Origin of the sequence: Pseudorhizobium halotolerans (genome assembly GCF_902153235.2) — a bacterium.
In the GTDB taxonomy this organism is placed as follows: Bacteria; Pseudomonadota; Alphaproteobacteria; order Rhizobiales; family Rhizobiaceae; genus Neorhizobium; species Neorhizobium flavum.
Genome location: NZ_CABFWE030000005.1, coordinates 1,287,948 through 1,312,645, shown reverse-complemented (window position 1 = coordinate 1,312,645; position 24,698 = coordinate 1,287,948). Strand labels below are relative to the sequence as shown.

General features: G+C 64.2%; 27 protein-coding genes. 13 read left to right on the top strand and 14 right to left on the bottom strand.

Annotated elements, in window-relative coordinates:
* The first annotated feature begins 94 nt into the window (after window positions 1-94).
* The 4 genes from FN060_RS11385 (at window position 95) to map (ending at window position 3,972) form a co-directional block, all read left to right on the top strand.
* Entirely contained in the window at window positions 95-1,147 is a 1,053-nt protein-coding gene (locus FN060_RS11385) for a GlxA family transcriptional regulator (RefSeq protein WP_142588127.1), read from the top strand.
* 81 nt (window positions 1,148-1,228) lie between these two features.
* The gene (locus FN060_RS11380) at window positions 1,229-2,035 is read left to right on the top strand and encodes a class I SAM-dependent methyltransferase (protein ID WP_142588126.1); all 807 of its coding nucleotides are present in this window, start codon (window positions 1,229-1,231) and stop codon (window positions 2,033-2,035) included.
* Window positions 2,036-2,141: 106 nt separating this feature from the next.
* Entirely contained in the window at window positions 2,142-3,212 is a 1,071-nt protein-coding gene (locus FN060_RS11375; RefSeq protein WP_052638976.1) for an LLM class flavin-dependent oxidoreductase, read from the top strand.
* Window positions 3,213-3,216: 4 nt separating this feature from the next.
* Window positions 3,217-3,972 (top strand): type I methionyl aminopeptidase, encoded by a 756-nt coding sequence (map, locus tag FN060_RS11370; protein WP_142588125.1) that lies wholly within the window; start codon window positions 3,217-3,219, stop codon window positions 3,970-3,972.
* A gap of 411 nt (window positions 3,973-4,383) precedes the next feature.
* Here the strand turns inward: map and FN060_RS11365 are convergent, their stop codons facing one another.
* The 3 genes from FN060_RS11365 to FN060_RS11355 all read right to left on the bottom strand — a co-directional run bounded on the left by FN060_RS11365 (window position 4,384) and on the right by FN060_RS11355 (window position 6,505).
* On the bottom strand, window positions 4,384-4,797 hold the full coding sequence (locus tag FN060_RS11365; RefSeq protein WP_142588124.1) for an HIRAN domain-containing protein: 414 nt from the start codon (window positions 4,795-4,797) through the stop codon (window positions 4,384-4,386).
* A gap of 9 nt (window positions 4,798-4,806) precedes the next feature.
* Window positions 4,807-5,631 carry a manganese catalase family protein gene (locus FN060_RS11360; protein WP_142588123.1) on the bottom strand — a complete coding sequence of 275 codons (825 nt, stop codon included), beginning with the start codon at window positions 5,629-5,631 and terminating at the stop codon, window positions 4,807-4,809.
* Between the two features lie 169 nt (window positions 5,632-5,800).
* Window positions 5,801-6,505: a glutathione S-transferase family protein gene (locus FN060_RS11355; RefSeq protein WP_142588122.1), complete on the bottom strand. Its 705-nt coding sequence runs from the start codon at window positions 6,503-6,505 to the stop codon at window positions 5,801-5,803.
* 109 nt (window positions 6,506-6,614) lie between these two features.
* Here FN060_RS11355 and FN060_RS11350 point away from each other — a divergent pair, with 109 nt between their 5' ends.
* The 3 genes from FN060_RS11350 (at window position 6,615) to sbmA (ending at window position 9,671) form a co-directional block, all read left to right on the top strand.
* Window positions 6,615-6,962, top strand: coding sequence for a winged helix-turn-helix transcriptional regulator (locus tag FN060_RS11350; protein ID WP_142588121.1), 348 nt, complete (start codon window positions 6,615-6,617; stop codon window positions 6,960-6,962).
* A gap of 98 nt (window positions 6,963-7,060) precedes the next feature.
* Window positions 7,061-8,245 carry a YbfB/YjiJ family MFS transporter gene (locus FN060_RS11345; RefSeq protein WP_244665749.1) on the top strand — a complete coding sequence of 395 codons (1,185 nt, stop codon included), beginning with the start codon at window positions 7,061-7,063 and terminating at the stop codon, window positions 8,243-8,245.
* A 148-nt stretch (window positions 8,246-8,393) separates the two neighbouring features.
* A complete protein-coding gene (sbmA, locus tag FN060_RS11340) occupies window positions 8,394-9,671 on the top strand; it encodes a peptide antibiotic transporter SbmA (protein ID WP_142588120.1) in 1,278 nt (425 codons plus the stop codon).
* 345 nt (window positions 9,672-10,016) lie between these two features.
* On the opposite strand, the gene mazF is transcribed toward sbmA, so the two are convergent.
* The 3 genes from mazF to FN060_RS11325 are packed head-to-tail and all read right to left on the bottom strand — an operon-like array spanning window position 10,017 to window position 11,688.
* Window positions 10,017-10,382, bottom strand: coding sequence for a type II toxin-antitoxin system toxin MazF (mazF, locus tag FN060_RS11335; RefSeq protein WP_142588119.1), 366 nt, complete (start codon window positions 10,380-10,382; stop codon window positions 10,017-10,019).
* Complete coding sequence (mazE, locus tag FN060_RS11330; RefSeq protein ID WP_052638969.1) at window positions 10,382-10,642, bottom strand: type II toxin-antitoxin system antitoxin MazE; 261 nt, start codon at window positions 10,640-10,642, stop codon at window positions 10,382-10,384. The genes mazF and mazE overlap by 1 nt, the downstream gene beginning before the upstream one ends.
* Window positions 10,643-10,701: 59 nt before the next feature.
* Window positions 10,702-11,688 carry a polysaccharide deacetylase family protein gene (locus FN060_RS11325; RefSeq protein ID WP_142588118.1) on the bottom strand — a complete coding sequence of 329 codons (987 nt, stop codon included), beginning with the start codon at window positions 11,686-11,688 and terminating at the stop codon, window positions 10,702-10,704.
* 128 nt (window positions 11,689-11,816) lie between these two features.
* Here FN060_RS11325 and FN060_RS11320 point away from each other — a divergent pair, with 128 nt between their 5' ends.
* The 3 genes from FN060_RS11320 (at window position 11,817) to der (ending at window position 14,637) form a co-directional block, all read left to right on the top strand.
* Window positions 11,817-12,401 carry an NnrU family protein gene (locus tag FN060_RS11320; protein ID WP_142588117.1) on the top strand — a complete coding sequence of 195 codons (585 nt, stop codon included), beginning with the start codon at window positions 11,817-11,819 and terminating at the stop codon, window positions 12,399-12,401.
* Between the two features lie 98 nt (window positions 12,402-12,499).
* Window positions 12,500-13,171, top strand: coding sequence for a tetratricopeptide repeat protein (locus FN060_RS11315; protein WP_142588116.1), 672 nt, complete (start codon window positions 12,500-12,502; stop codon window positions 13,169-13,171).
* 35 nt (window positions 13,172-13,206) lie between these two features.
* Window positions 13,207-14,637 carry a ribosome biogenesis GTPase Der gene (der, locus tag FN060_RS11310; protein WP_142588115.1) on the top strand — a complete coding sequence of 477 codons (1,431 nt, stop codon included), beginning with the start codon at window positions 13,207-13,209 and terminating at the stop codon, window positions 14,635-14,637.
* Between the two features lie 13 nt (window positions 14,638-14,650).
* Here the strand turns inward: der and FN060_RS11305 are convergent, their stop codons facing one another.
* Together FN060_RS11305 and FN060_RS11300 are read right to left on the bottom strand one after the other, a co-directional pair.
* Complete coding sequence (locus FN060_RS11305) at window positions 14,651-15,700, bottom strand: glycosyltransferase family 4 protein (protein WP_142588114.1); 1,050 nt, start codon at window positions 15,698-15,700, stop codon at window positions 14,651-14,653.
* A 99-nt stretch (window positions 15,701-15,799) separates the two neighbouring features.
* Window positions 15,800-16,711 (bottom strand): sugar kinase, encoded by a 912-nt coding sequence (locus FN060_RS11300; RefSeq protein WP_142588113.1) that lies wholly within the window; start codon window positions 16,709-16,711, stop codon window positions 15,800-15,802.
* A gap of 159 nt (window positions 16,712-16,870) precedes the next feature.
* On the opposite strand from FN060_RS11300, the gene bglA reads away from it, so the two are divergent.
* A complete protein-coding gene (gene bglA / locus FN060_RS11295) occupies window positions 16,871-18,517 on the top strand; it encodes a beta-galactosidase BglA (RefSeq protein ID WP_244665797.1) in 1,647 nt (548 codons plus the stop codon).
* A gap of 91 nt (window positions 18,518-18,608) precedes the next feature.
* Here bglA and FN060_RS11290 read toward each other — a convergent pair whose 3' ends face one another.
* The 5 genes from FN060_RS11290 to FN060_RS11270 all read right to left on the bottom strand — a co-directional run bounded on the left by FN060_RS11290 (window position 18,609) and on the right by FN060_RS11270 (window position 22,199).
* Window positions 18,609-19,643 carry a patatin-like phospholipase family protein gene (locus FN060_RS11290; RefSeq protein WP_142588111.1) on the bottom strand — a complete coding sequence of 345 codons (1,035 nt, stop codon included), beginning with the start codon at window positions 19,641-19,643 and terminating at the stop codon, window positions 18,609-18,611.
* A gap of 133 nt (window positions 19,644-19,776) precedes the next feature.
* Complete coding sequence (locus FN060_RS11285) at window positions 19,777-20,193, bottom strand: GFA family protein (RefSeq protein ID WP_142588110.1); 417 nt, start codon at window positions 20,191-20,193, stop codon at window positions 19,777-19,779.
* Between the two features lie 66 nt (window positions 20,194-20,259).
* Window positions 20,260-20,793, bottom strand: a complete 534-nt coding sequence (locus tag FN060_RS11280; protein ID WP_142588109.1) for an SRPBCC family protein — start codon at window positions 20,791-20,793, stop codon at window positions 20,260-20,262.
* Window positions 20,790-21,197 carry an ArsR/SmtB family transcription factor gene (locus FN060_RS11275; protein WP_077546797.1) on the bottom strand — a complete coding sequence of 136 codons (408 nt, stop codon included), beginning with the start codon at window positions 21,195-21,197 and terminating at the stop codon, window positions 20,790-20,792. The genes FN060_RS11280 and FN060_RS11275 overlap by 4 nt, the downstream gene beginning before the upstream one ends.
* Window positions 21,198-21,272: 75 nt before the next feature.
* Window positions 21,273-22,199 (bottom strand): AraC family transcriptional regulator, encoded by a 927-nt coding sequence (locus tag FN060_RS11270; protein WP_244665747.1) that lies wholly within the window; start codon window positions 22,197-22,199, stop codon window positions 21,273-21,275.
* 191 nt (window positions 22,200-22,390) lie between these two features.
* Between FN060_RS11270 and FN060_RS11265 the strand changes: the two genes are divergently transcribed.
* Both FN060_RS11265 and FN060_RS11260 read left to right on the top strand, forming a co-directional pair.
* Complete coding sequence (locus FN060_RS11265) at window positions 22,391-22,528, top strand: hypothetical protein (protein WP_183949621.1); 138 nt, start codon at window positions 22,391-22,393, stop codon at window positions 22,526-22,528.
* Window positions 22,521-22,868, top strand: coding sequence for an Atu4866 domain-containing protein (locus FN060_RS11260; RefSeq protein WP_244665746.1), 348 nt, complete (start codon window positions 22,521-22,523; stop codon window positions 22,866-22,868). Before FN060_RS11265 ends, FN060_RS11260 begins: the two co-directional genes overlap by 8 nt.
* A gap of 53 nt (window positions 22,869-22,921) precedes the next feature.
* Here the strand turns inward: FN060_RS11260 and ade are convergent, their stop codons facing one another.
* Window positions 22,922-24,616 carry an adenine deaminase gene (gene ade / locus FN060_RS11255; protein ID WP_142588108.1) on the bottom strand — a complete coding sequence of 565 codons (1,695 nt, stop codon included), beginning with the start codon at window positions 24,614-24,616 and terminating at the stop codon, window positions 22,922-22,924.
* Window positions 24,617-24,698 lie beyond the last annotated feature (82 nt).

Here is a 24,698-nt window from a genome sequence, read left to right as displayed (position 1 = left end):
ACCGGGCCATTTGCGCCATCGGATGATGAAGCGCTTCATCTACGCCATGGTGCCCGATGCGCTTCGGGCATAAGATGGTCGTCGGGGACGGATGATGGACAAGTCAGTCGGAGAAAAGAACGGCGGGCCGCAGCCGCTTCATGTCAGCCTCCTGGCGTTGCCTGAGGCGGCGGTCTCGACGCTGAGCGGCATCTTCGACGTCATGAACGCCTTCTCCATCGTGCCTGCCGGCGTGGGCATCCCGAAGACGCCACCGTTCCACGTCGAGATCGTCGGCGAGCGGGCCGGTCCGCTGACGCTTGCGAGTCACGTGCCGATGATGGTGCAACGGCCAATCTCAGACATCGAGCGCACCGATATCCTTATCGTACCGTCGGTGGTGCTCTCGGCAGATGGCTGGGCCAAGGGTCGCTATCCCGAGCTGGTCGACTGGTGCCGCAGGATGCACGCTAAAGGCGCGCTGATCTGCTCTGCCTGTTCGGGGATTTTCCTGCTTGCCGAAACCGGAATCTTCGATGGCGCCGACGCGACCGTCCATTTCGGCTATGCCGACACCTTCCGCCGCGCCTATCCGCAGGTGCCGATCCATCCGGAACAGGTGCTGGTGGTCGCAGGGCAGAGAGACGAGTTGATCACCTCAGGCGCGTCGATGACGTGGCACGATCTCGTGCTCTACCTGATCGCCCGTCATGCGGGGGCGACGGCGGCGCAGACGGTGGCGCGCTACTTCGCGCTGCAATGGCACCAGGACGGGCTTTCTCCCTACATGGTGTTCGAGGGCAGGCGCGACCACGGCGACCAGGCGATCCAGACGGCGCAGGATTGGCTGGCAGGCCATTTCTCCGTCGCCAATCCGCTGGAGGAGATGGCGAGGAAGGCGGGGCTGACGGAGCGGACCTTCAAGCGACGCTTCAGCCAGGCGACCGGCATGAGCCCGATCGCCTATGTCCAGCGCCTGCGGATCGAGGAGGCCAAGCGCCGGCTGGAACGAACCGAGGCGTCGGTCGACGAGATCAGCTGGCAGGTCGGCTACGAGGAGCCCGCCTTCTTCCGCCGCCTCTTCAAGCGGGTGACGGGGCTTTCGCCCGGCGTCTACCGGCGCCGGTTCCAGGTGCCGGATTTTGCCCGCCCTACCGCGAAAGAGTAGCCCGACCAAAACCGCCGTTGTATTTCTTTTCTCTCATCTTCCCCTATGATGTCAGCCAGCAAGCTGCTGGTGGTGGGTGAGATGAACGAGGCTTCCCGGCATGATGCCTGGCAGTCAGGCGGGAACTACGACAATTATATGGGCCGATGGAGCAGGCGGATCGCGCCCCGCTTCGTGGAGTGGATTGAGCCGGCCCCTCGCGGTGACTGGCTGGATGTCGGATGCGGCACGGGCGAACTCTCGAACGCGATCGTGGCGCATTGTGACCCAAAGAGTCTGATCGGAATAGATCCATCGGACGGGTTCCTGTCGAAAGCTCGGGACAAGGTGCGGGACGACCGGGTAGATTTCGTGGCAGGACAGGCTGAGAAACTTCCTTTTCCTTCCGAAAGTTTTGATGTCGTCGTGTCCGGTCTCATGGTTAATTTCGTTTCGGACAGGCTTTTGGCCGTGAGCGAGATGAGGAGAGTGGCCAGACGCGGTGCTACTGTCGCCTTCTATGTCTGGGACTATCCCGGGGGTGGAGTGGAATTCATGCGTGCCTTCTGGGCCGCGGCAGTAGATCTAGACCCAACTGCACGTGACTTTGGCGAGGACAAGCGCTTCCCATACTGCACCAGGGACGGGCTGGCAGCCCTGGCGGAGAATGCCGGTCTCGCGGGCATCGATGTGACTGCCATCGAGGCGCAGACGCTTTTCCGCGACTTCGACGATTTCTGGCGTCCGTTCACCTTGGGAACCGGCCCTGCACCAGGATATTGCGCAAGCCTCTCCCCCGGCGCGCGGGAGCAACTCAGAAGCCGGCTGCGCACGGTACTGCCTTATGACCGAGATGGGTCAATCCCACTCAAGGTCAGAGCGTGGGGCGTACGCGGACGCGCGCCCTGATCAAGCAACCATCCAATCCTTCGAACGGATCGTTCGAAGGAATAGAGTTTGCCGATTGCCTTGGGGCTCTCTATCTCCGGGAAACCTTCGGATCGGATGCTGCCCCATGGAACTTGGCCTTTATACCTTTGCTGATGTCGACCCCAATGCCGCCGACAAGGGTGCGGCGGGGGCAGAGCGTTTGAAGAATCTGCTGGAGGAGATCGAACTGGCCGATCAGGTGGGGCTCGATGTCTTCGGGCTCGGCGAGCATCACCGGCCTGACTACGTGGTTTCCTCGCCGGCGACGGTGCTGGCGGCAGCGGCGGTGAAGACGAAGAACATCCGGCTGACGAGCGCCGTCTCCGTGCTCTCCTCCGACGAGCCGGTGCGGGTCTTCCAGCAGTTTTCCACCCTGGATCTTCTCTCCAACGGCCGGGCAGAGATCATGGCCGGGCGAGGCTCCTTCATCGAATCCTTCCCGCTGTTCGGCTACGACCTCGGCGATTACGACCAGCTGTTCGCCGAGAAGCTCGACCTGTTGATGGCGATCCGCGACCAGGAAGTGGTCACCTGGACCGAAGGGCAGTTGCGGCCGCCGATCAATGGCCGTGGCGTCTACCCGCGTCCGCTGCAGGAGAAGCTACCGTTGTGGATTGCCGTTGGCGGCACGCCGCAATCGGTGGCGCGGGCGGGCGCGCTCGGCCTGCCGGTGGCGCTCGCCATCATCGGCGGCGAGTACCCACGTTTTGCGCCGCTCTTCCACCTCTATCGCGAGGCGGCGCGGCGGGCCGGTAACGACCCCGCGACGCTCAAGACCAGCATCAACGTGCACGGCTTCATCGCCGACACGACCGAGCTTGCGGCCGACCAGTTCTACGGACCGCAGGCGGCGGTGATGGACCGCATCGGCCGCGAGCGCGGCTGGGGGCCGACCAATCGTGCGCATTACGATGCTGCGCGCGGACCCATCGGCAACCTCTTCGTCGGTGATCCGGAACTGGTGGCGGAGAAGATCGTCGCGGCCCACAAGGTGTTCGGAAACGACCGGTTTCTGATCCAGATGGCGATCGGGCTGATGCCGCACGACCAGATCATGCGCGGCATCGAGCTCTACGGCACGAAAGTCGCGCCGCTGGTCAGAAAGGCATTGACCGGCTCGGCGGATGGCGGCAAACCCGCCGCCAAAACCGGATGATGGAATGATCGTTAGAACGGAAGACGAGCTCGCCAAGCTCAAGGATGTCGGGCGCCTCTGCGCCATCTCGATCGAGACGATGGCGAAGGCGCTTGAGCCGGGCATCACCACCGCCGAGCTCGATGCGATCGGGCGCAAGGTGCTGGAAGATAACGGCGCCCAGTCCGCGCCGGAATTCTGCTACAAGTTTCCCGGCGCCACCTGCATCAGCGTCAACGAGGAAGTCGCCCATGGTATTCCCGGTGCGCGGGTGATCCAGGCGGGCGACCTCGTGAATATCGACGTGTCTGCCGTCAAGGACGGCTTCTTCGGCGATGCCGGCGCGTCCTACGCAGTGCCTCCGGTGACGCGGCAGGTCGAAAAGCTCTGCCGTGACGGGCGCCGGGCGCTCTGGACCGGGCTGCAGCAGGTGAAGACCGGCCGGCCGCTTGCCGGGATCGGCAATGCCATCGGCGCCTTCGCCAAGAAGAACCGCTATACGCTGATCCAGAACCTTTCCAGCCACGGCATCGGCCTGACGCTGCACGACGAGCCCAAGGAGGTACCGACCTGGCCTGACCCGACGGAGACGCGGGTCATCGAGGAGGGGCTAGTCTTCACGGTCGAGCCCTTCCTGTCGCTCGGTGCCGACTGGGCCGAGGATGGCGACAACGGCGATCCCTGGACGCTCTACAGCCATCCGCGGGCTCCAACGGTACAGTACGAGCACACCATTGTCGCCACGAAGAACGGGCCGATCATCCTGACGCTGCCGGATTGAGCGAAGAATGCGGGTCCCGGCGAAGGGTTCAGTCATTGAACCGACTTCGCCAGGGGTGTCCCGCACTGCTGCGGGGCGGGTGGTCCGGGGCGGCTTCATGCCGTCCCGTCGCTGGCGACATCATGTCGCTGATCCGAATCGATTCGACGTCCTGACTTTAAGTCACAACCGCCGCTGAGGTTCAGACGCCGCAGTGGCGGTCCGCGGTCGCGGTTAACGGGCCCCTAAGGCGGGCCCCACTTCCTCTGCCATCTCGTGCATGCCGTGCCGAAGTGAGGCAGACGTGGCGCGCTTCTGAGCCTTTGGCGTTCGGGGGGTTGTGGAAAACCGTCCACGCGGGAACGGCAGACCAGCAAAAGGCCACGGAAGCGGAGTTCCGCGGCCTTATTGTGCTCGTGTACTTGAGCCGGATCAGGAGGACGCCATCCAGTGGACCTGGCTCAGGTCCTTGTCGAGATAGACCTGGAGCGCGATCTCCGAACCGCCCGTTTCGGGCAGCGTGGTTGCGTAGGCACCAAAGCCCTGGTCCAGCAGTGCCGCCAGAAGTCCGGCCGAGGCGGACGGAAGATAGCCAAGCTGGCTGCCGTCGCCACGCAGAACCGCGATGCTGGCTGGGTCATAGGCCCGCTCCGGGCGCCGCTCCAGCTGCAGGATTTCGTTCGGCTCAGGCGCTTGCGCCTGAGGGAACTGGTCCCGGTTGGCGACATAGGAACGCAGCAATCCGACCCCGCCCGTCGGTCCGGATGCCGCCGCGGCGGCACCCGTTGCGAAGGGAAGCGCAGCCAGGGCCCCGCCTGCTCCCGCAAGGAAGGAACGCCTTTCCATGACGACCTCCTAGAGCTGTTCTGCCTGGGCGCCGCTGTTGGGCTTGGCCCGGCCGAGGTTCGGCTTTTCGCCCAGCGGCTGCATCGGACGGCTGGAGAAGGAGCCGTTGCCGTCGATCGACTGGCCTTCGGTCCAGCGGCCCTGCACCGGCTCGCTGCCGTCGTTCTGGAAGCCCAGGAAGGCGTAGCTGAATTCCTGGTTCTCCTGCTCCTGCGGGAAGCTGTTGGGGATCGGGAAGACATCCTGCGCGCCGCCGAGTTCCTCGAGAGCTGCCATCCACTGGTTCTGGTGCATGGTATCGCGGGCGATCAGGAAGGACAGCATGTCCTTCATGCCTGGATCATTGGTCATGTTGTAGAGGCGAACCGCCAGGATGCGGCCCGTCGACTCCGCCGTCACATTGGCCGTCATGTCGGCGGCGATATTGCCGCTGGCGTAGATATGCGACATGTCGAAGGGCACGCCGTCGGAATCGACCGGCATGGCAGAGAGACCGGCAGACAGCAGGTTCTTCAGGTTGATGCCGCCCAGCACGGCGCCGCCGACCGGGTCATTGGCGACCTCTTCGCGAAGGCTGAGCGGAGCGCCTTCAAGATTGAGGGCCACGGCCGTTGCCAGCATCTCGATATGGCCGAGTTCCTCAGCTGCGGTGTTCATGAGCAGGTCGCGGAACTTCGGGTTGCCGCGGGCCCCGCAGGCCTGGAAGAAATACTGCATCGCGACGCGGATCTCGCCCTCGACGCCGCCGATCGCCTGCTGCAGCGCACGCGCGAACAGCGGATCGGGATTTTCGACACGCACGGGATATTGCAGCTTGCCGTCGGTATAGAACATGACTCTCTCCTTCATGTTGGGGACGGGCGCCGAACAAGACGAATCCAGCAAGGTTCCTGATCGATTTTTGGCGGGCGCGCATTTTTGTGATGCTGGCTGCGACCGCGATCGCGGGTGGCCCGATATGCGGGCCACCTCATTTGCTCATGAGATGGGCAACGGATGCGTTTTAGGTCCCGAAGCGCTCGATTACATCCGCCAGAGAGACGTGGCCGAGGCAGGCATTGCTCGGTGGCGCATCTCGGCCCTCTTCAAGTGCGGTGGCGTAGGCGACTGCTGGATCGGCTTCCAGCCTCCGCCGCAGTGCCGAGAGTCTTGGCCAGCGCTCCCGGTCGGTCACCTCGTGGATATCCAGCCATCTTGCTACTCCGACGAACAGCGCATCGGCCAGCGTCGGCCGGTCACCGACAAGGTAGGGCATCTGCTCGATCATCGCCTCCAGCTTGTCGTGGCGCTCGATGACCGCCTCGCGCCCCGCCCGGCGCAAGGCGGCCTGATAGACCGGATCGGGATCGGCCAACTCCATCGCAGTCCAGAGCGGGGAGAAGGCGCCGGTGAAGCCGGTGTTCACATAGGCCATCAACTGGTGCATGCGATCCGCCTCTTGCGAGAGCGGATCGAAGCTGATGCGCCGCTGCGTATCCCGCGCCTCCAGCCAGGCTGCGATGGCCATTGTCTCGGACAGCGGGTGCCCGATATCGGTGACCAGTACGGGTGTCTCGTGGCGTGCGTTGATGCGAGCGTAGGAGGGGTGCCGCATCTCGCCCAGCATGTCGACCCGGCACAGGCGGTAGGGCCTGCCAAGCCATTCGAAGGCCGCGACAAGGCCGAGCGAGCTTCCGGCAGGGGAGCCATAGAGGAGGATCGGTTCCATTCTTTCGTTCTCCGTGATTTCTGATGATCACGCTGCGCAGCGAACTGGAAGCTAGCCGAATCGCGACTTAAGTAAATTACGCACATTTCTGTAACCGCGGAGGATCATCATGAAGGACCTCGTCTCCCGCTGCCCGATCGAGGAGGTCATGCAGGTCCTGAGTGGCCGTTGGCCGACGCTGCTGATCTACTACCTGAAGGACGAGACCAAGCGGTTCAGCGACCTTCGCCGGGATAATCCGACTGTCTCGCATCGCATGCTGGCGCTCGAACTCCGCAAACTGGAGAATGCCGGTATCGTGCGGCGGACCAGTTACGCGGGCTATCCGCTCCGGGTGGAATATGATCTGACGCCTGCCGGGCGGCAGCTTGTGCCGCTGGTCGACGCAATCGGCGACTGGTGGGAGGACCTGCATCCCTTGAGTGGTGAGGTTGCCGAGGCCCGGCCCGTCGCGTGAGTCAACCTGGCGAGTAGGGGTGATCGATCATCTCCCACGGCGAGATGCATGAGGATTTGTGGTTTGTCGTGCCGGCGCGAGGGTGCGATAAGCCGTTCATGGCAGCACGCTTTCCTGGCGAACACGCTTCTCCCTTCCTGATCGGCCTTGCCGGCGGTGCCGCCATGGCCGCGGCGATGGGTTTCGGTCGCTTCGTCTATACGCCGATCCTGCCAGGCATGATGGAAGGGGCCTCGCTCTCCGCCGCCGATGCCGGGCTGATCGCGGGTGCAAACTTCGCCGGCTATCTCCTGGGTGCCGTTCTTGCCGGGTTCGGATGGGCAGCGGGGCGGGAGAGGGCGGTGGCAGTGCTCGGCCTCGTGGCGACGGTTGTCCTGCTCGCGGCCATGGCCATGGTCGAGGGCCTTGCCGCCTTCACGGTCATCCGCTTTCTCGCCGGACTGGCGAGTGCACTCGCCATGGTCTTCACGTCGTCCATCGTGCTGGCACAGTCGGCACGCGGCGAGTCGGTGCAGATCCTGCATTTCGGCGGCGTCGGCCTTGGCATCGCGCTTTCGTCGGCGCTGGTCTTCGTCTTCAACCTGATTGCCGGAGACGGCGCCCATGGCTGGCGGAGCGAGTGGATCGGCAGTGCGGTTGCCGCTGGTATCCTCGTGATGCTTGCCATGCGGTTCCTGCCGCGCCCGACCGGCGGGCAGGCGACGGTGCGCGAGCCGCAACTTGTCTGGGACCGGCCGCTTCTGCTGGTCACCGCGTCCTACGGACTGTTCGGCTTCGGCTACGTGATCACGGCCACCTTCCTGGTGACCATGGCGCGCGCGGCTGATGCCGGCACCTCTATCGAGTTCCTGGCGTGGCTGGGGACAGGTCTTGCGGCCGCCCTGTCGCTCGTTCTCTGGCGCGGGTTCGTGCGGCGGTTCGGCCTGATCGCAACCTATGCCGCCTGCATCGCCGTCGAGGCGGTCGGGGTTCTGGCTTCGGTGCTGCTGCCACCGGCGGCGGGCGCGCTTGTCGGTGGCGTATTCCTGGGCCTTACCTTCATGGCGGTGACGGCTTACGGGCTGCAACTCGGACGTCGGTTGGCGGCGGACAGCCCACGGCGGGCGCTTGCATCGATGACGGCGGCCTTCGGGACAGGTCAGATCATCGGGCCGCTGGTGGCGGGTTGGCTGGCCGAGGCGAGCGGCTCCTTCACCTGGCCGACGGTGCTGGCGGCATCCGTGCTGGCGGTTTCCGCGGCGCTGGTTGCTCCGCTTCTCGCGCCCGGTCCTACAATCCGCTGAGGGTATTGCCGTCGTCTGGACGGTGCCGCTGATTACAATTGGGTAAGGGAGCGGCGACGGCATTGCTGGTCACACAGTTCTGCCCTAGTTTGCGGCCACCTAGCAGAGGCCCTGACGGGCGAAATCCAGCCAAGCGAGCCTGCCCCACGTGTTCAAGTCATTCTTCCCGCAGCCGAAGCTGTTCTTCACGTCCACCGCCATCTGGTCCATTCTCGCCATCGTGTTCTGGTACACGATGGGCGAAGACCTCGGCGCCGCCTTCGGCATGCCGCCGGTTCCCGTCAACGACGCGCCGGAGGTCGGCATATCTACCTTCTGGTCGCCGGCGTTCCTGTGGTTCTACATCTACTTCGCCCTGGTCACGCTGGTCTTTGCGGCGTTCTGGTTCTGGTACCAGCCGCATCGCTGGCAGATGTGGTCGGTGCTCGGCTCTGCGCTCATCCTCTTCACGACCTATTTCCAGGTGCAGGTGAGCGTTGCGATCAACAACTGGTACGGGCCGTTCTGGGATCTCGTGCAGCAGGCGGTATCGCAGTCGGCGCCGGTGACGGCCGAGCAGTTCTACGGGCAGATCGCCATCTTCCTCGGGATCGCCATGGTGGCGGTGGCGGTGGCGGTCATGACGCGCTTCTTCGTCAGCCATTACATCTTCCGCTGGCGCACGGCGATGAACGAATACTACATGTCGCAGTGGCCGAAGCTGCGCCATATCGAGGGTGCCTCCCAGCGTGTCCAGGAAGATACGATGCGCTTCTCCTCGACCGTGGAAGGGCTCGGCGTCAGCTTCATCGATTCCATCATGACGCTGATTGCGTTCACGCCGGTGCTGATGCGCCTGTCGCAGAACATCACCGAACTGCCGCTGGTCGGCGAGATTCCTTACCCGCTGGTGACGGCCGCCATCCTCTGGTCGCTGTTCGGCACAGTGTTCCTGGCGCTGGTGGGCATCAAGCTGCCGGGGCTCGAATTCCGCAACCAGCGTGTCGAGGCCGCCTACCGCAAGGAGCTCGTCTATGGCGAGGACCATGCGGATCGCGCCGAGCCGATGACGGTGGCGGAGCTGTTCGACAACGTGCGCCGCAACTACTTCACGCTCTACTTCCACTATCTCTATTTCAACATCGCACGGATCTTCTACCTGCAGATCAACAATATCTTCTCGCTGCTGATCCTGGCGCCGTCGATCATCGCGGGGAAGATCTCGCTCGGTGCGCTGAACCAGATCTCTGGCGCCTTCGGCCAGGTGACGTCGTCCTTCCAGTACCTGGTTTCCTCCTGGCCGACGATCGTCGAGCTGCTATCCATCTACAAGCGCCTGCGCGCCTTCGAAGCCGCGATCGACAACCAGCCTCTGCCGGAGATCGACCAGCATTACCTGGAGCGGGAAGCAAGAGGCGGCGAATTGGAAGCCGACCGCCCGACCTGACGGCAGCATGCTTGGCCGCGCCGGAGCGATCCGGGCGGTTGGGTGGGGAGAGGGCAGGCGGTGGCATAAGGGGTTGGTGTTTCAGGCGTTCCGCCTGCCCCGGCTGCATATTCTGTCGGAAATCGTACCTGCACTTCCGGCAGTCCTCACAGCCGTCACCGGCGCCGAGCCTTGAACCCAAGTGGGCAGCCGGTTCGCGACCCGGCATCCCCTTCCGATGACGCTGCCATTGTCGCAGCATCGGCGGGCGGGGGGATGAACAGGGAGGATGGCGGTCGCTATGTCGTTGAAGATGCAGGACTGAGGCTCCGCGACGGACGGAAAACGTCCCCGCACCGAACCTGTCTAAGCTGGCTCCGGGTCGATAGCACTGACGACCCGGGCAACGATTTCCGCCATCGTCGCCTCGTCCAGTGTTTCGATGTATTGCGCCGTCCGCTGCTGTATCCGAGCCTGGATGTCGAAGCTTCGCACCTGGTTACAGACGGCGACACCGGTGGTGTCGTGGCCCGTCACCGGAACAGCGAGACCGACGTCGCGCGACAAGGCTCCGCCTGTCGTTATCGGGACCATCATCGAGACGCCCAGCGCATTGATCTCGCGCGGGGTGATGACAACATAGCGATGCCTGTTCTTCATCTCGCGCCCGGCGACGGGATTGGGAACGATCCAGTAAACGTCGCCGCGCTTCGGCACGTTGCTGCGGATCATCAACCGATCTCACGACCGACGGGATCGCCGTCCAGCGGTGTCGTTTCCGCAAGTTTGGCCATCTCGTCGGATCCTTTCAGCAGTTCGCCGAGCGTGTACCGTTTCCTTGCCGCCTGGACCGGGCGGGCGACGAGGGCTCCGTCGGTCACGACCAGGGACAACTGATCGCCGACTTGCGTCTGCATCAACTGCAGGAGCGCCGGCGGGATTGTGACGACTGCGGCCCCGCCCTGTCGCCTGATCTTCGTGGTGATGGTCATTGTGTCGCTCCGGGTATGCTACATATGTAGCACATTTGGAGCCCATATCCAGTCAGCTGCTACAGGCCTGAGACATCTTGGCCCTCGCGACCCTCCATCTCCTTTATCGCCTCGCGATAGGTGACGCAGCCGACGTCCGGTTGGCCGCAGACCTCGGTGACGAGGCGCTCCATGGCCCGCCAGTAGGCGCCCCCGTTCATCTCGACGAAATGCAGACCGATTTGCAGGGGAATGCGGTCACCTTCATATTGCCGGTCGAAGGCCGCGCGGAAGGCGACATAGGCGCGCTGCTCGAATTCGGCCGAGCGGCTCCGGTTCTCGACGCCGGCCGAGTGGCGGATGAAGAGATTATAATCCATGGCGATGATCGGGCGGCTCTTCGGTCCTTCCGGAATAAGGGGAAGACCAAACGCAAGCACGCCCTTCCGCTCCTTCGGCATCAGCGGCCCCTTGGTCACCGTGCTGGCGTCATAGACGAAGCCTTCGGCGCGCGCGGCCTCGAACAGGCTGTCGGGGGCGGAGAGATAGGGCGCGCGAAAACCGTCGATGCCGGCCACGAAGCCGTTCCAGCCCTCCGGTTCCTCCGCCGCCGCGTCATTCGCCGCCCAGGCGCCCGAGAGGATGGCGCGAAAGCTCTGCATCTCGTTCTTCCAGTCGGATACCGACCAGTCCGCGCCATCGAAATGGCCGCAGGTGTGGCTGGCGATCTCATGGCCTTCCCGGTGAGCCTGCCAGACATGGGAAAGCCGGGTGCGGGCTTCCTCGCGCGTTTGCGCAAAGCCGATATTCGAGCGTCCTGCCTTGTGATGAGGGCCCTTGTAGGCGGTAGCGTCCTCGCGGGCGATGACCAGCGAGCAGGAGAGGAAATAGGTGAAGCGGATATCTGTCTTGCGGGCGAAGTCGCGGCTGCGCTGCCAGAGCCCATTGTCGCCTCCGCCGTCGAAGGAGACAAGCAGGAGCTGGCGCGGCCGATTCGCCTCTTCCGCGATCGAAAGGGTGGAAAGGCCGAGGAAGAGGGCGAGGCAGAGGGAAAATCGATAAAGCATGGGCACCACGGATACAAAGGCAGGCTGCCTTGTGTGGCGCGAATGCGGCGAAGCTTTGGAGAGGCTGGCAGGTCGCGGCGTTTCCGGGTAATTCGAGAGCAGGGATTCACATCAACGGGGACGTCCGCATGCTCCTGCTCGTCATCAGCCTCATCCTGTTCCTCGGCATCCACCTGACGCGCGTGATCGCGCCCGGCTGGCGGGCCTCGGTCATTGCCGCCAAGGGTGAGCGGGCATGGAAGCTCGGCTATACGCTCGCCAGCATCGCGACGCTCGTCCTGGTCGTCTATGCCTTTGGGCAGGCGCGGCAGGTGACGGGGATCCTCTACACGCCACCGGTGTGGATCGCGCATCTGTCATCGCTGCTGATGCTCGTCGCGATGATCTGTCTGGTCGCGAGCCTGATGCCGCCCGGCCACATAGCGACCAAGACGAAGCACCCGATGGTGTTGTCGGTGAAGATCTGGGCCTTGGCGCATCTGCTCGCCAATGGCGAAACCTTCTCCGTCATCCTGTTTGTAGCCTTCCTGGCCTGGGGTGTGGTGCTGAGGATTGCCCTGAAGCGGCGCGAACGGAACGGCGAACTGGTGCGTAAGCCCTTCGTGTCGGCGCGCTATGACGCCGCTGCCGTGGTGATCGGCACCGTGGTCTACCTGCTGTTCATCTGGCGGCTGCATGTCTGGCTGATCGGCGTCCAGCCGCTGCCGATCTGAGAATCGCTGCTTCACCCCTTACATCATGCGGAAAATGCGCTAGAAGGCGCCTTTCCGCATGATCGATGATGATGGGCCCTGCGGGGCCGGAGACTTTGATGGCGCAAGACAACGACAGCTTTATCCGCGAGGTGAACGAGGAACTGCGTTCCGACCAGTTCAAGAACGCCTGGAGCCGCTACGGCAAGATCGCCATCGGCGTCGCCGTCGTCATCGTGGTCGCCACGGCGGGCCATCGCGGCTACGAATACTGGCAGTCACACAACGCATCTCAGTCGGGCGACCGCTTCCTGGCGGCGTTAAACCTTGCTTCCGAAGGCAAGCATGACGAGGCGCTGGCGGCCTTCCAGGCGCTCGAGCAGGATGGCACCGGCGATTATCCCGTGCTGGCGCAGATGCGGGCGGCGGCCGTTCTGGCGGAAAAGGGCGACACGGCAGGCGCAGTCACGGCGTTCCGGGCCGTTTCCGCCCGCAGTTCGGCACCCGACGCCATGCGCGACGTGGCGAAGCTTCGCGCTGCCTGGCTGCTGATCGACACAGGCACCTATGAAGAAGTCTCGGCCGAGGCGGAGGTGCTGACCGGGGGCAACCACGCGCTGCGCAACTCCGCGCGCGAGGCGCTGGGGCTTTCTGCCTACAAGGCCGAGGACATGGCGCGCGCGAAGGAGTGGTTCCGGGCGATTGCCGACGACGCGACCGCGCCACGCAATGTCGCAAGCCGCGCGCAGATCATGCTCGACAATATCGCCGCATCCGGCAAGGCGCCCTAAATCCTGCATAAGGGAAGGGCTGAAGGAATAGACGCATGAGCTTCACCGTCGCGATCGTCGGACGCCCGAATGTCGGCAAGTCCACGCTGTTCAACCGGCTGGTCGGCAAGAAGCTCGCGCTGGTCGACGACACGCCGGGTGTGACGCGCGACCGCCGTCCGGGCGACGCCAAGCTCGTCGACCTGCGCTTCACCATCATCGATACGGCAGGGCTTGAAGAGACAGGGCCGGACACGCTGGAAGGCCGTATGCGGGCACAGACCGAGATGGCGATCCAGGAAGCCGACCTGACGCTCTTCGTCGTCGACGCCAAGATGGGCCTGACGCCGCTCGACAAGACCTTCGGCGAACTCTTGCGCCGCAGCGGCAAGCCGGTGGTGCTGGTCGCCAACAAGTCCGAGGCGCGCGGCTCCGACGGCGGCTTCTACGACGCCTTCACGCTGGGGCTCGGCGAACCCGTGCCGATCTCGGCAGAGCACGGGCAGGGCATGATCGACTTGCGTGACGCGATCGTCGAGGCAATCGGCGAGGAGCGCGCCTTCGGCGATGACGAAGAGGACGAGGCCGTCACGGACGTCGCCGTTCGGGCTTCCGAGGTGGAAGGCGACGAGGACGAGGAGATCGAGCCGGCCTATGACGAGACGAAGCCGCTGCGCGTGGCGATCGTCGGGCGGCCGAACGCCGGCAAGTCGACGCTGATCAACCGATTCCTCGGCGAGGACCGGCTGCTGACGGGGCCCGAGGCGGGCATTACCCGCGATTCCATCTCGGTGGAATGGGACTGGCGCGGCCGCACGATCAAGATGTTCGATACCGCCGGCATGCGGCGCAAGGCACGCGTGCAGGAGAAGCTGGAAAAGCTCTCAGTCGCCGATGCGCTGCGGGCGATCCGCTTTGCCGAAACGGTGGTGATTGTGTTCGACGCGACCATCCCCTTCGAGAAGCAGGACCTGCAGATCGTCGACCTCGTGCTGCGCGAAGGCCGCGCCGCCGTGCTCGCCTTCAACAAATGGGATCTCGTCGAGCATCCGCAGGAAGTGCTGGCGGACCTGCGCGAAAAGACGGAGCGGCTCCTGCCGCAGGCGCGCGGCATCCGCGCCGTGCCGATCTCCGGGCAGACCGGCTACGGGCTTGACAAGCTGATGCAGAACATCATCGACACCGACAAGGTGTGGAACAAGCGCATCTCGACCGCCAAGCTCAACCGCTGGCTGGAAGGGGTGCAGGTGCAGCATCCGCCACCGGCGGTTTCCGGGCGCCGGCTGAAGCTCAAATACATGACCCAGGTGAAGGCGCGACCGCCGGCCTTCATGATTTCCTGCACGCGCCCGGATGCGGTGCCGGAACACTATCTGCGCTACCTGACCAACGGCTTGCGCGCCGATTTCCAGATGCCGGGCGTGCCGATCCGCATCCATCTCAAGGCTTCCGAAAATCCTTTCGAATCAAGGAAGAAGCGACGCTAGCGCAGAGGCAGGTTCAGGCACCGGAGGCGCCAATGCGGCGGGGGGAACCTGCCATCGCCGCGCGTCGTACGTTGTCCAGGAACTGGCGCGTCGCGGCTTCCCATGTGAACCTCCGTGCCAGCGCCCGAGCGTCTTCCCTCGAGCACTCCAGCGCAGCAATGCAGGCTTCGCGCAGATCCTCCCGCAGCACGCCGGCCCGGCTTTCTGGTTCGATGATGTCGATCGGACCGGTGACCGGATAGGCGGCGACGGGAACCCCGGAGGCCAGCGCCTCGAGGATGGTGTTGCCGAACGTGTCGGTGCGCGAGGGAAAGACGAAGACATCCGCCTGCGCATAGGCTTCTGCGAGCTCCGTTCCCGTCTTGATGCCGGTGAAGAGGACGTCCGGATAGCGCTGCTGCAAGTCTGCCCGCGCAGGCCCATCACCCACGACGACCTTGGAGCCTGGCAGGTCGAGGTCGAGGAAGGCCGGCAGGTTCTTCTCCGGAGCGATGCGTCCGACGGTCAGGAAGATCGGCCGTGGCAGACCGAAGGGCAGGTGAGCCATCGGGCGCGGATAGAACACACCCTGGTCTATGCCGCGGCTCCACCGCCTGAGATTACGAAGCCCCAGTTTCGAAAGCTCGCGCTCCAGGCTGGCTGTCGCCACCATGCAGCCGTTGCCGGCATTGTGGAACCAGCGCACGAAGGCCTGCACGCAGCGGATCGGCACGGGGAAGCGGGCCGCCACATATTCCGGAAACCGCGTGTGGTAGCTCGTCGAGAACGGGACCCTGTTCTTCAGGCACCAGCGTCGTGCGAGCAGGCCGAGCGGGCCCTCCGTCGCGATATGGACCGCATCGGGCGTGGAGGCCTCGATGGCGCGCGCGACCTGCCAATAGGTGGCCACCGACAGGCGGATCTCCGGATAGGTGGGGCAGGGGATGCTGTGGAAGGTCTCCGGCGTAACCATGGTGACCTCCAGACCCATCCGCTCGAGGTGGCAGCAGGTGTTCTGGAGAGAGCGGACGACACCGTTTACCTGCGGATACCAGGCATCGGAGACGATGGTGATCTTCTTCACGACGGCAGCCTCGCTCTGCGGGCGTCGACTCAATAAGTCAGCGACGCCGATGCGGGCATGCTAAAGGCGGGATTGTTACAGGCGGATGTCAGCCGGGGTTCAACTCGGCAGCAGCGCCGGATTGATCAGCGCGCCGTGGTGGCCAATGACCACGGAGGCGACGGCAGCACCATAGGCGGCGGCATCTTGCGGGGAAGCACCGCATACGAGGCGGGAGAGAAAGCCGCCGTTGAAGCTGTCGCCGGCGCTCGTCGTGTCGACCACCTGAGGAGCCGCGACGGCGGGTACGTATGTCCGGTCGCTGCCGAAGCTCAGGGTCGCGCCGTCTTCGCCGTTCTTGACGACGACGCCTTCCACGCCGAGGCCGTGGTAGCGGGCAACGGTCTCCTCCACCGAGGAGTCGCCGAAATGGGTGGTTTCGTCGTCGAAGCTCGGCAGGACGAGCGTCGCGGCGCGTGCGCCGTCGCTGATCGTCTTCAACATGGTGTCCTTGTCGGACCAGAGCCGCGGGCGGATATTGGGGTCGAAGGCGACGCGCTTTCCGGCCGCCTTGGCGCGGCGCAGTTCCGCCAGAAGGGTGTCGTTCGCTTCCGGCGTCAGGATGCCGAGCGTGATGCCGGAGAAATAGACGATATCGGCGGCCTCGATGCACCTGCGCAGGTGATCGGCATCATCGGCAAGCCGGCGGGCGGCGGCGGTATCGCGCCAGTAGCTGAAGGTGCGCTCGCCGTTCTTCAGGGTGATGAGGTAGAGGCCCGGCGTCTTGCCGGGGATGCGGCGGATCGCTTGGGTACCGATTCCCGCCTCCTTCATGAAGGTCAGCATCTCGGAGGACATCGGGTCGTCGCCGAGGGCGGTGAAGTAATCGACCGTCCACTCCGCTGGCAGGCAGGCGCGGGCATACCAGGCAGTGTTGAACGTGTCGCCGGCAAAGCCGCGGCGCAGCAGGCCTTCGCCCGCCTGCGATAGCTCGACCATGCATTCCCCGATGGATAACAGACGTCCCGCCACGCGCTCTCTCCCCTCAACAGTGTGGGGTCTGGCAATATTCTGAACTTCCCGCCAAGGCAAGCTGGCGGCGAGGCATCAGGGTACGCTCGGAATGGGTTTGTCTTTTCGTGCCATGGCTCTAGGTTGCCATCCGACACGAGACAGGAGGCCGGAATGGCGATGGACAGAAGCAGGGTGGAAGACGCAGACTGGTGGCGCGGCGCCGTGATCTACCAAGTCTATCCGCGCTCCTTCCAGGACACCAATGGCGACGGGATCGGCGACCTGAAGGGCATCACTCAGAGGCTGCCCTATATCGCCTCGCTCGGCGTCGATGCGATCTGGCTGTCGCCCTTCTTCACCTCCCCAATGGCGGACATGGGCTATGACGTCTCGAACTATTGCGACGTCGACCCGATGTTCGGCACGCTTGCCGACTTCGACGAGATGATGGCGGAGGCGCATCGCGTCGGGCTGAAGGTGATCATCGACCAGGTGATCAGCCACACCTCGGACAAGCATCCGTGGTTCGTGGAGAGCCGCGCCAGCCGCACCAACGGCAAGGCCGACTGGTATGTCTGGGCCGATCCCAAGCCGGATGGTACGGCGCCCAACAACTGGCTGTCGATCTTCGGCGGGCCGGGCTGGGAATGGGACGGCGTGCGCAAGCAATACTACATGCACAACTTCCTGACCTCGCAGCCGGACCTCAACTTCCACAATCCGCAGGTGCAGCAGGCGGTGCTGGATGCCGTGCGCTTCTGGCTCGACCGCGGCGTCGACGGCTTCCGTCTCGACACGGTGAACTATTACTTCCACGACAAGCACCTGCGCGACAACCCGCCGATCATCTACGATGCGGAAACGGCGGGGCTGGAATCCGACACCAATCCCTATTCGATGCAGAATCACCTGCACGACAAGAGCCAGCCGGAGAACATCGAGTTCCTGAAGCGGCTGAGGGCGCTGATGGACAGCTATCCCAACCGTACGACCGTGGGTGAGGTGGGGGACGGGCCGCGTTCCCTGACCACGCTTGCGATCTATACCAGCGGCAATGACAAGCTGCACATGTGCTACACCTTCGACCTGCTGGGACCGGCGTTTTCCGCGCGCTTCATCCGCCGCGTCGTCTCGACCTTCCAGGATACGGTGGTGAACGGCTGGGTGTGCTGGGCCTTCTCCAACCATGACGTGGTGCGTCACGTGACGCGATTTGCCCAGACGCCGGCGGAGCGCGAGCAGGTGGCGAAGCTCTCGATCAGCGTGCTGGCCGCACTGCGCGGCTCGATCTGCCTCTACCAGGGCGAGGAACTGGGTCTGACGGAGGCGGAGCTTGCCTTCGAGGACCTGACCGACCCTTACGGCATCCGCTTCTGGCCGGCCTTCAAGGGGCGCGACGGCTGCCGGACGCCTATGCCCTGGGAGGTGCAGAAGCATCATGCGGGCTTCACCGACGCGGGCCGCTCATGGCTGCCGGTGCCGCCGGAACATGCCGCCGCCGCCGTCGATGTGCAGGAACTGGACCAGGATTCGGTGCTGCACCACTACCGGCAAGCGCTGGCGTTCCGGAAGGCGCATCCACCGCTCCTTGATGGGGAGATGACCTTCGTCGACACGCACAACCTTGACCTCCTCGCCTTCATCCGCGAGCGGGACGGCGAGCGGCTGCTCTTCGTGTTCAACCTCACTCGCGAACCGCAGGATTTCCCCCTGCCGGTGCCGATGCGGAACTGCCTGCCGATCCCCATGCCGGGCTTTGCGCCGGAGGTGGACGGCGGAGTGGTCAAGCTTTCGGCGCTGGATGCCTTCTGCGGGAGGGTTTGAGGTCGGGCCTGCTTCTAAAGCCCTTCTACTATTGATTTTGGCTTTCAGCCTTACTCAGAGCCCTGATCTCGAACGGCGCCAAGAACTGGCGTTAGGGGTCGACTGTAACAAGTTCGTCGCCGGTCATGCGGTAGATTGTACGGCCTTGTGTCAATGGGAGCATGCTTGCAGCCAAGAGGGCGGCGCTGACGTCCCTCCGCCCTGCAGTCCAGCGGTAATCAATCGAGCCCCTCGAGAACTCGAAGAACTTTCCGCCGATCTCCTGTCCGTTGCCCGAATAGGAGACGTGGAGGATTGCCGTCTTGCCGCTGGCAGGAGACCGGGCGCTGTCCTGAAGCCGGCGCAGCGCGTGCCGGCTCTGGCTCGCAAAGACGAGGTCCTGGGTACGGCCGATGGCCTCGTCCATGGAGTGCGGGACTTTGCCTGTGGCAGGGACCAGATCGATTGCCAGGCACAGCACGTCGTCTTCGCTTTCCTCCGTGAACAGCGGCGCGATCGGCAGGTTTGCCGAGACGCCGGGATCGACATAGACCCGCCCCTCGATCCTCACCAGCGGAAAGGCGATCGGGAAGGCCGTGCTCGCCCTGATGTGCTCCACCGTAATGCCGCCGGCATGACTGTCGAAGGTCACGTCCTCTCCGGTCTCGATGTCCACGGCAGTGACCAACAGCCGGACGGGTCCCGCATTCAGTCGGCCGAAATCGATAAGTTCCGTGAGTGTCCGGCGCAGCGGCGAGGTGTCGAAGAGGAATGGTGGCGACGGGACGCCGGGAAGGAGCGCCGACAACCCCGCGAGCGTGGGGTGGAACAGCCCGGGGCGGCCGCCCGCGAGGGTTCGCGACAGCGACAGCCATTTCTCCTGCGAGTGCGGAAGCGCGGAGGCCATGAAAGGGAGAAGGCCATCCTGCGCGGACGCCCTTTCCCAAAACCGGCGCAGGCGGTCCAGACGATCTTCCGGAGCATTGCCGGCAATCAGGGCGGCGACGACAGCGCCGACGGACGCGCCCGCGACGCGGGAAGGGCCGATACCTGCCGCCTCAAGCGCCTGATAGGCGCCGGCATGATAGGCCCCTAGCGCATTGCCGCCGGACAGGCACAGCCAGATGTCCCGCTCTTGTTCGCTCATGAATGCACGCAAGCTCCCTGTGTGGCCGTATTGGCCAAGGATGGATCATGCGTAAAGGCGGGATCGCTAGGGAAGTTCCTTCGGGAGTTGCTGACCGGCCCCTTCATTCCTACCAAACTTATGTCATGGCACCTTACCCTGCCGGCGGCATGCGCGGGAAGCTGGCGGCGGTGGGGTCGACATGGTCCCATGCCTGGGCTGCTTCGGTCCAGGTGACCAGTGTCGGCTTGTAGTGCTCCGGCTGATCCAGGCTTGCGGGGCGGAGGATGAAGATATCGGGCGTGGCCGGGAAGGTCATGAAGACGGGAGAGCCACAGGTCGGGCAGAAGGCCGGGCGCTTGAGGGTGCCTCCGTCGCCGGTCATCTCCCAGGCAGAGGTGGCGCCATGGATTTCCACCTCCGCCGCCACGAAGACCATGTGCGACTGGTGGCCGGTTCCGCTCTCGCGCTGGCACTGCCGGCACTGACAATCGACCATGGCGACCGGTTCGCCGGATACATTGTAACGGACAGCACCGCAGCCGCAGCCGCCGGTGTAGGGGATGTTCATGGCATTTTCTCCTCACGTGTTCCGGCTTCCGGCGGGGCTACCCCCGCGCGGAAGCCGGAGCGGATCTCAGGCTGGGATGCGTTGCTCGTATTCCTGCCTGAGGCGGTTCCAGCCCGCCCAGAAGGATTCCGGCGTCGTATCGCTGAGGCGGGCGGTCAGGACATCGAGATGCAGGTGCCAGCCAGCGCCGACCATGACCATGTTCGAGCGATTGGAGATGCGGCGGTGTGTGATGGTCAGAAGGATCTCCTTGCCTGCCGGCTGAAGCTCGAAAGAGACTTCTCCACCCGGTGGCCAGGAAAAGGCCAGACGATGGGGCGGATCGAAGGCAATGATCTCGCTCCGCATCGTGTGTTCGGCGCCGAAGCCATCCGGCCTCTCATCAGAGCTGTCGCTCAGCTCGTCGTTCCGCCAAGTGAGGTCGAAGGGTCGGCCCACCTCCTGGGGCATGATCCCCGAGGCGAGCCACTGTCTGCGCAGGTCGCTGTCCGTCAGATAGGCCCAGATCCGTTCGGCGGGACCGGGGAGCTTTCGCTGGATTGTCAGGGTCATGGGGCCGGTAACCTTGCCATAACCGTTCATGGGGCTCATGTCGTTCATTGATGTTCTCCCGTTTCTGTCTCTTCCGTGGAGGGGGCCGCTGATGTCGGCGGGGCCGGGGCCTTCGACGCATCGGCATCCTGCGTGCGCAGGAGACCCTCGAGGATGTCGAGCCTGTCGGTCCAGAACCGTTCGTAGAAGGCAAGCCATTCATGGGCAGTGGCGAGCGGCCCGGGCTCAAGCCTGCAGATATGCGTCCGGCCGTTGATCTCCCGGCGGATCAGGCCGGCACCTTCCAGCACCTTGATGTGCTTGGAGGCCGCTGCAAGCGACATCTCGTGTGGTTCCGCCAACTGGCCAACGGTTCGCGCTCCCGATGAAAGTTCGCGAAGCATCCTGCGGCGCGTGGCGTCGCTCAGGGCGTGGAATACGGAATCGATCCGCGTATCTAATAATTCAACCATGTGGTTGAATATGCGCGTTGCAAGAGTGAATGTCAACCGTTTGGTTGAATTTTGTCTCTACAGATAGCCTGGAGGTCAGGCCTCGGCGAACCGCTCCGGCTCCTGCCTCAACCGCGCGACGTCCTGGATGGGAGGGGCGCCGAAGAGGCGGCGGTATTCGCGGCTGAACTGCGAGGGGCTGTCATAGCCGACGCGCTGGGCCGCCGTGGCGGCATCGACCGCGCTCGTCAGGATCAGGCGGCGGGCCTCCTGCAGGCGAAGCTGCTTCTGGTACTGCAGCGGGCTCATGGCCGTGACGTCGCGGAAATGCTGGTGCAGCGAGGAAGGGCTCATGCGGGCTTCCGCCGCGACCTGCTCGATGGAGAAGGGGGCGGCGTAGTTCTGGCGGATCCAGGTGATCGCCCGGGTCACCTGCTGCAGGCGGCTGTCCGGCATCAGCATGCGGCGCACCTTGTGGGCCTGCGGCCCGCGCAGGAGGCGGTACATCAGTTCCCGTTCGGCCAGCGGAGCGAGGTAGGCGATATCCTCGGGGCTCGCCAGAAGACGCAGGAGCCGCAGCGCGGAGTCGAGGAATTGCGGCGAGGTATCGGCAAGGCAGACGCCCTTGCTGCAGCCGCCCGCCGGCTCCCCCGTCGCGGGGGTAATCTCCATGAACATCTCGCCGAGCGCCGGCAGATCGAGATCGAGACGCATGCAGAGATATGGCTTTTCCGGGGTCGCCTCGATGATCTGGCCGGTCACGGGCAGGTCAACGGAGACGACGAGATGCTTTGCGGGGCCGTAGACGTAGATTTCGTCTGCCAGCATCACCTGCTTGGAACCCTGCACGACGATGCAGAGCGCCGGATGCTGCAGCGTCTGGCACGGCTCCGTCTGACGGGAGAAGCGAATGAGGGAGAGGCGCGGGATGCTCGTCTCGAACACACCATCGTCGCCGGTGTTTTGTGCAACGATAGCGGAGAGCTCGTCCAGCTGCGGCATGTGGGTCGGCGTAGGGAGCATTGAAATCTCCAGATTTTCGGCGCTTTTCTGCGATAATCAATACGTTCGGTTCAGGCGCGAAGGAAGCGGAAAATTACCGTTTCGGAGAATCGTGCAATCACTTCGGAGCTTTTGTCTACCGCCTGTTGCCGTAGATGCTCCATATTCCGCCTCGTCCGAACGAGCCAACCCGGACAGAAATGGAGATGGTGATGGACAATTTCCAGCGTCTACTCGAAACCCCATTCCGCTGGCTTGCCGGCCTCGGCGGCCGCCTTTTGCGGCTGATCGGCCAGGCGCTTTTGCGGCGCCAGCAGCACTCTGTCAGACGGAAATACATGAATGGCTGAGTGTGGTCTTCGCCACCACCTCGCCATGGCCGCCTTTGCCGCGGCCTTCGTCTTCATTGCCGGCGTGACGGCATTCGCCGCCGACAGGAACCAGGAGATCACCATGAGCAAGCACCCCTATGTCGGCCTGTGGGTCAGCCAGGACGACTACATCCGCTACGAACTGCTGCCGAACGGCCGCTATTTCGAATCCCGCGGCTTCCGCGAAAGGGTCTATCACGGCGAGTACCGCGTGACCGGCGATCATATCGACTACAAGGACGACAGCGGCTTCATCGCCGACGGCGAGTTCCGCAACGACGTGCTGTATCACGCCGGCGTGCGGCTGATGCGGGGGTGATCACGCATCAATCAGGACGAAGGGAAGGCCGGCCGATGCGCCGGCCTTTTTCATCACATCAGTTCGAACCGGTCCACATCCACCATGCCCTTGTCGGAGATTTTCAGGTGCGGGATGACGGGCAATGGCAGGAAGGCGACCTGGAGGAAGGGTTCTTCCAGCGTGGTGCCGAGGGCGTAGGCGGCCTTGCGCAGGTCGTGCAGCGTATCGCGGACCACTTCATAGCGTTCGAGGCTCATCAGGCCCGCGACGGGAAGCGCGATTTCGCCGGTGACCTTGCCGTCCTCGACGACGACGAAGCCGCCCTTGATCTCGCCGAGGCGATTGGCGGCGAGCGCCATGTCATCCTCTGAGACGCCGACGATGCAGATGTTGTGGCTGTCGTGGCCGACGGTGGAGGCGATGGCACCCTTCTTCAGCCCGAACCCCTGGACGAAGCCGTTGGCGTGGTTGCCGTTCCTGCCGTGGCGCTCAATGACGGCAACCTTGATGATGTCGCGGTCGAGATCGACGCTGGTCTGGTTGCCGGAGGCGGGCAGGCGGTAGCGGCGGTGCTCGGTAATGATCTTGCCCGGCATGACGCCGATCACGGGCACCTCGCCCTCGCTCACGGGCACGCCGAAGTGCATGGCCTGGACGGGACGCGCCTTGACGCTGTCGAGACCGACCGGGGCGACGGGCCTGCGGGTGGCGAAGAGATCGTCGGTGACGCGGCGGCCGGCGGCGAAGACCATCTCCGCCTTGCAGTTCTCGAGGCTGTCGAGCACGACGAGGTCGGCCCGCCAGCCGGGGGCGACGAGGCCGCGATCGCGCAGGCCAAAGGCGCGGGCGGCGGAAATGGAGGCGGCGCGGTAAACCGCGATGGGCTCCACGCCGTTCGCGATGGCTGTGCGGATCATGTAGTCGAGATGGCCCTGCTCGGCGATGTCGAGCGGATTGCGGTCGTCGGTGCAGAGCGCCAAGAAGGGCGACAGCCGCTCGGTCAGGATCGGCATCAGCGCGTGCAGATCCTTGGAGACGGAGCCCTCGCGGACGAGGATATGCATGCCCTTGCGAATCTTTTCGAGCGCCTCTTCGGCGGTCGTGCACTCGTGATCGGTGCGGATGCCGGCGGCGAGATAGCCGTTCAGGTCATTGCCGCGCAGGAGCGGCGCATGGCCGTCGATATGGTCGTCCCAGAAGGCGTCGAGCTTGGCCAGGCAGCCGGGGTCCTTGTGGATGACGCCGGGGAAGTTCATGAACTCGGCAAGCCCAATCACCTTCGGATGGTTGCGGAAGGGCAGAAGCTTCTCGATCGGCAGGTCTGCGCCGGCGGTTTCCAGATGTGTGGCCGGGACGCAGGAGGAGAGCTGGACGCGGATGTCCATGATCGTTTGTTCAGCGGACTCCAGGAAGAAGCGGATGCCTTCCTCGCCGAGCACATTGGCAATCTCGTGCGGATCGCAGATGGCGGTGGTGACGCCGTAGGGCAGGACGCAGCGGTCGAATTCGTGCGGGGTGACCAGCGAGCTTTCGATGTGAAGGTGCGTGTCGATGAATCCGGGCACGACGATGCGGCCGGAGATGTCGATCTCGGTTCTGCCGGCATAGTCGCCGCAGGTGCCGACGATGCGCTCTCCGCAGATGGCGATATCGGATTCCACGAGTTCGCCGGTGACGAGATCGAAGAAGCGGCCGTTCTTCAGGACGATGTCGGCCGGCTCACGGCCGGTGCCCTGGTCGATCAGCTTTTCGAGACGCTGGCTCATTTCGGTTCTCCGCATTGTTCTTCTTGAGGGTTCTAGGGTCTGCAGGGCGTCGGGGGAAGTGCTGCGGCGGCGCTTGCGAGCC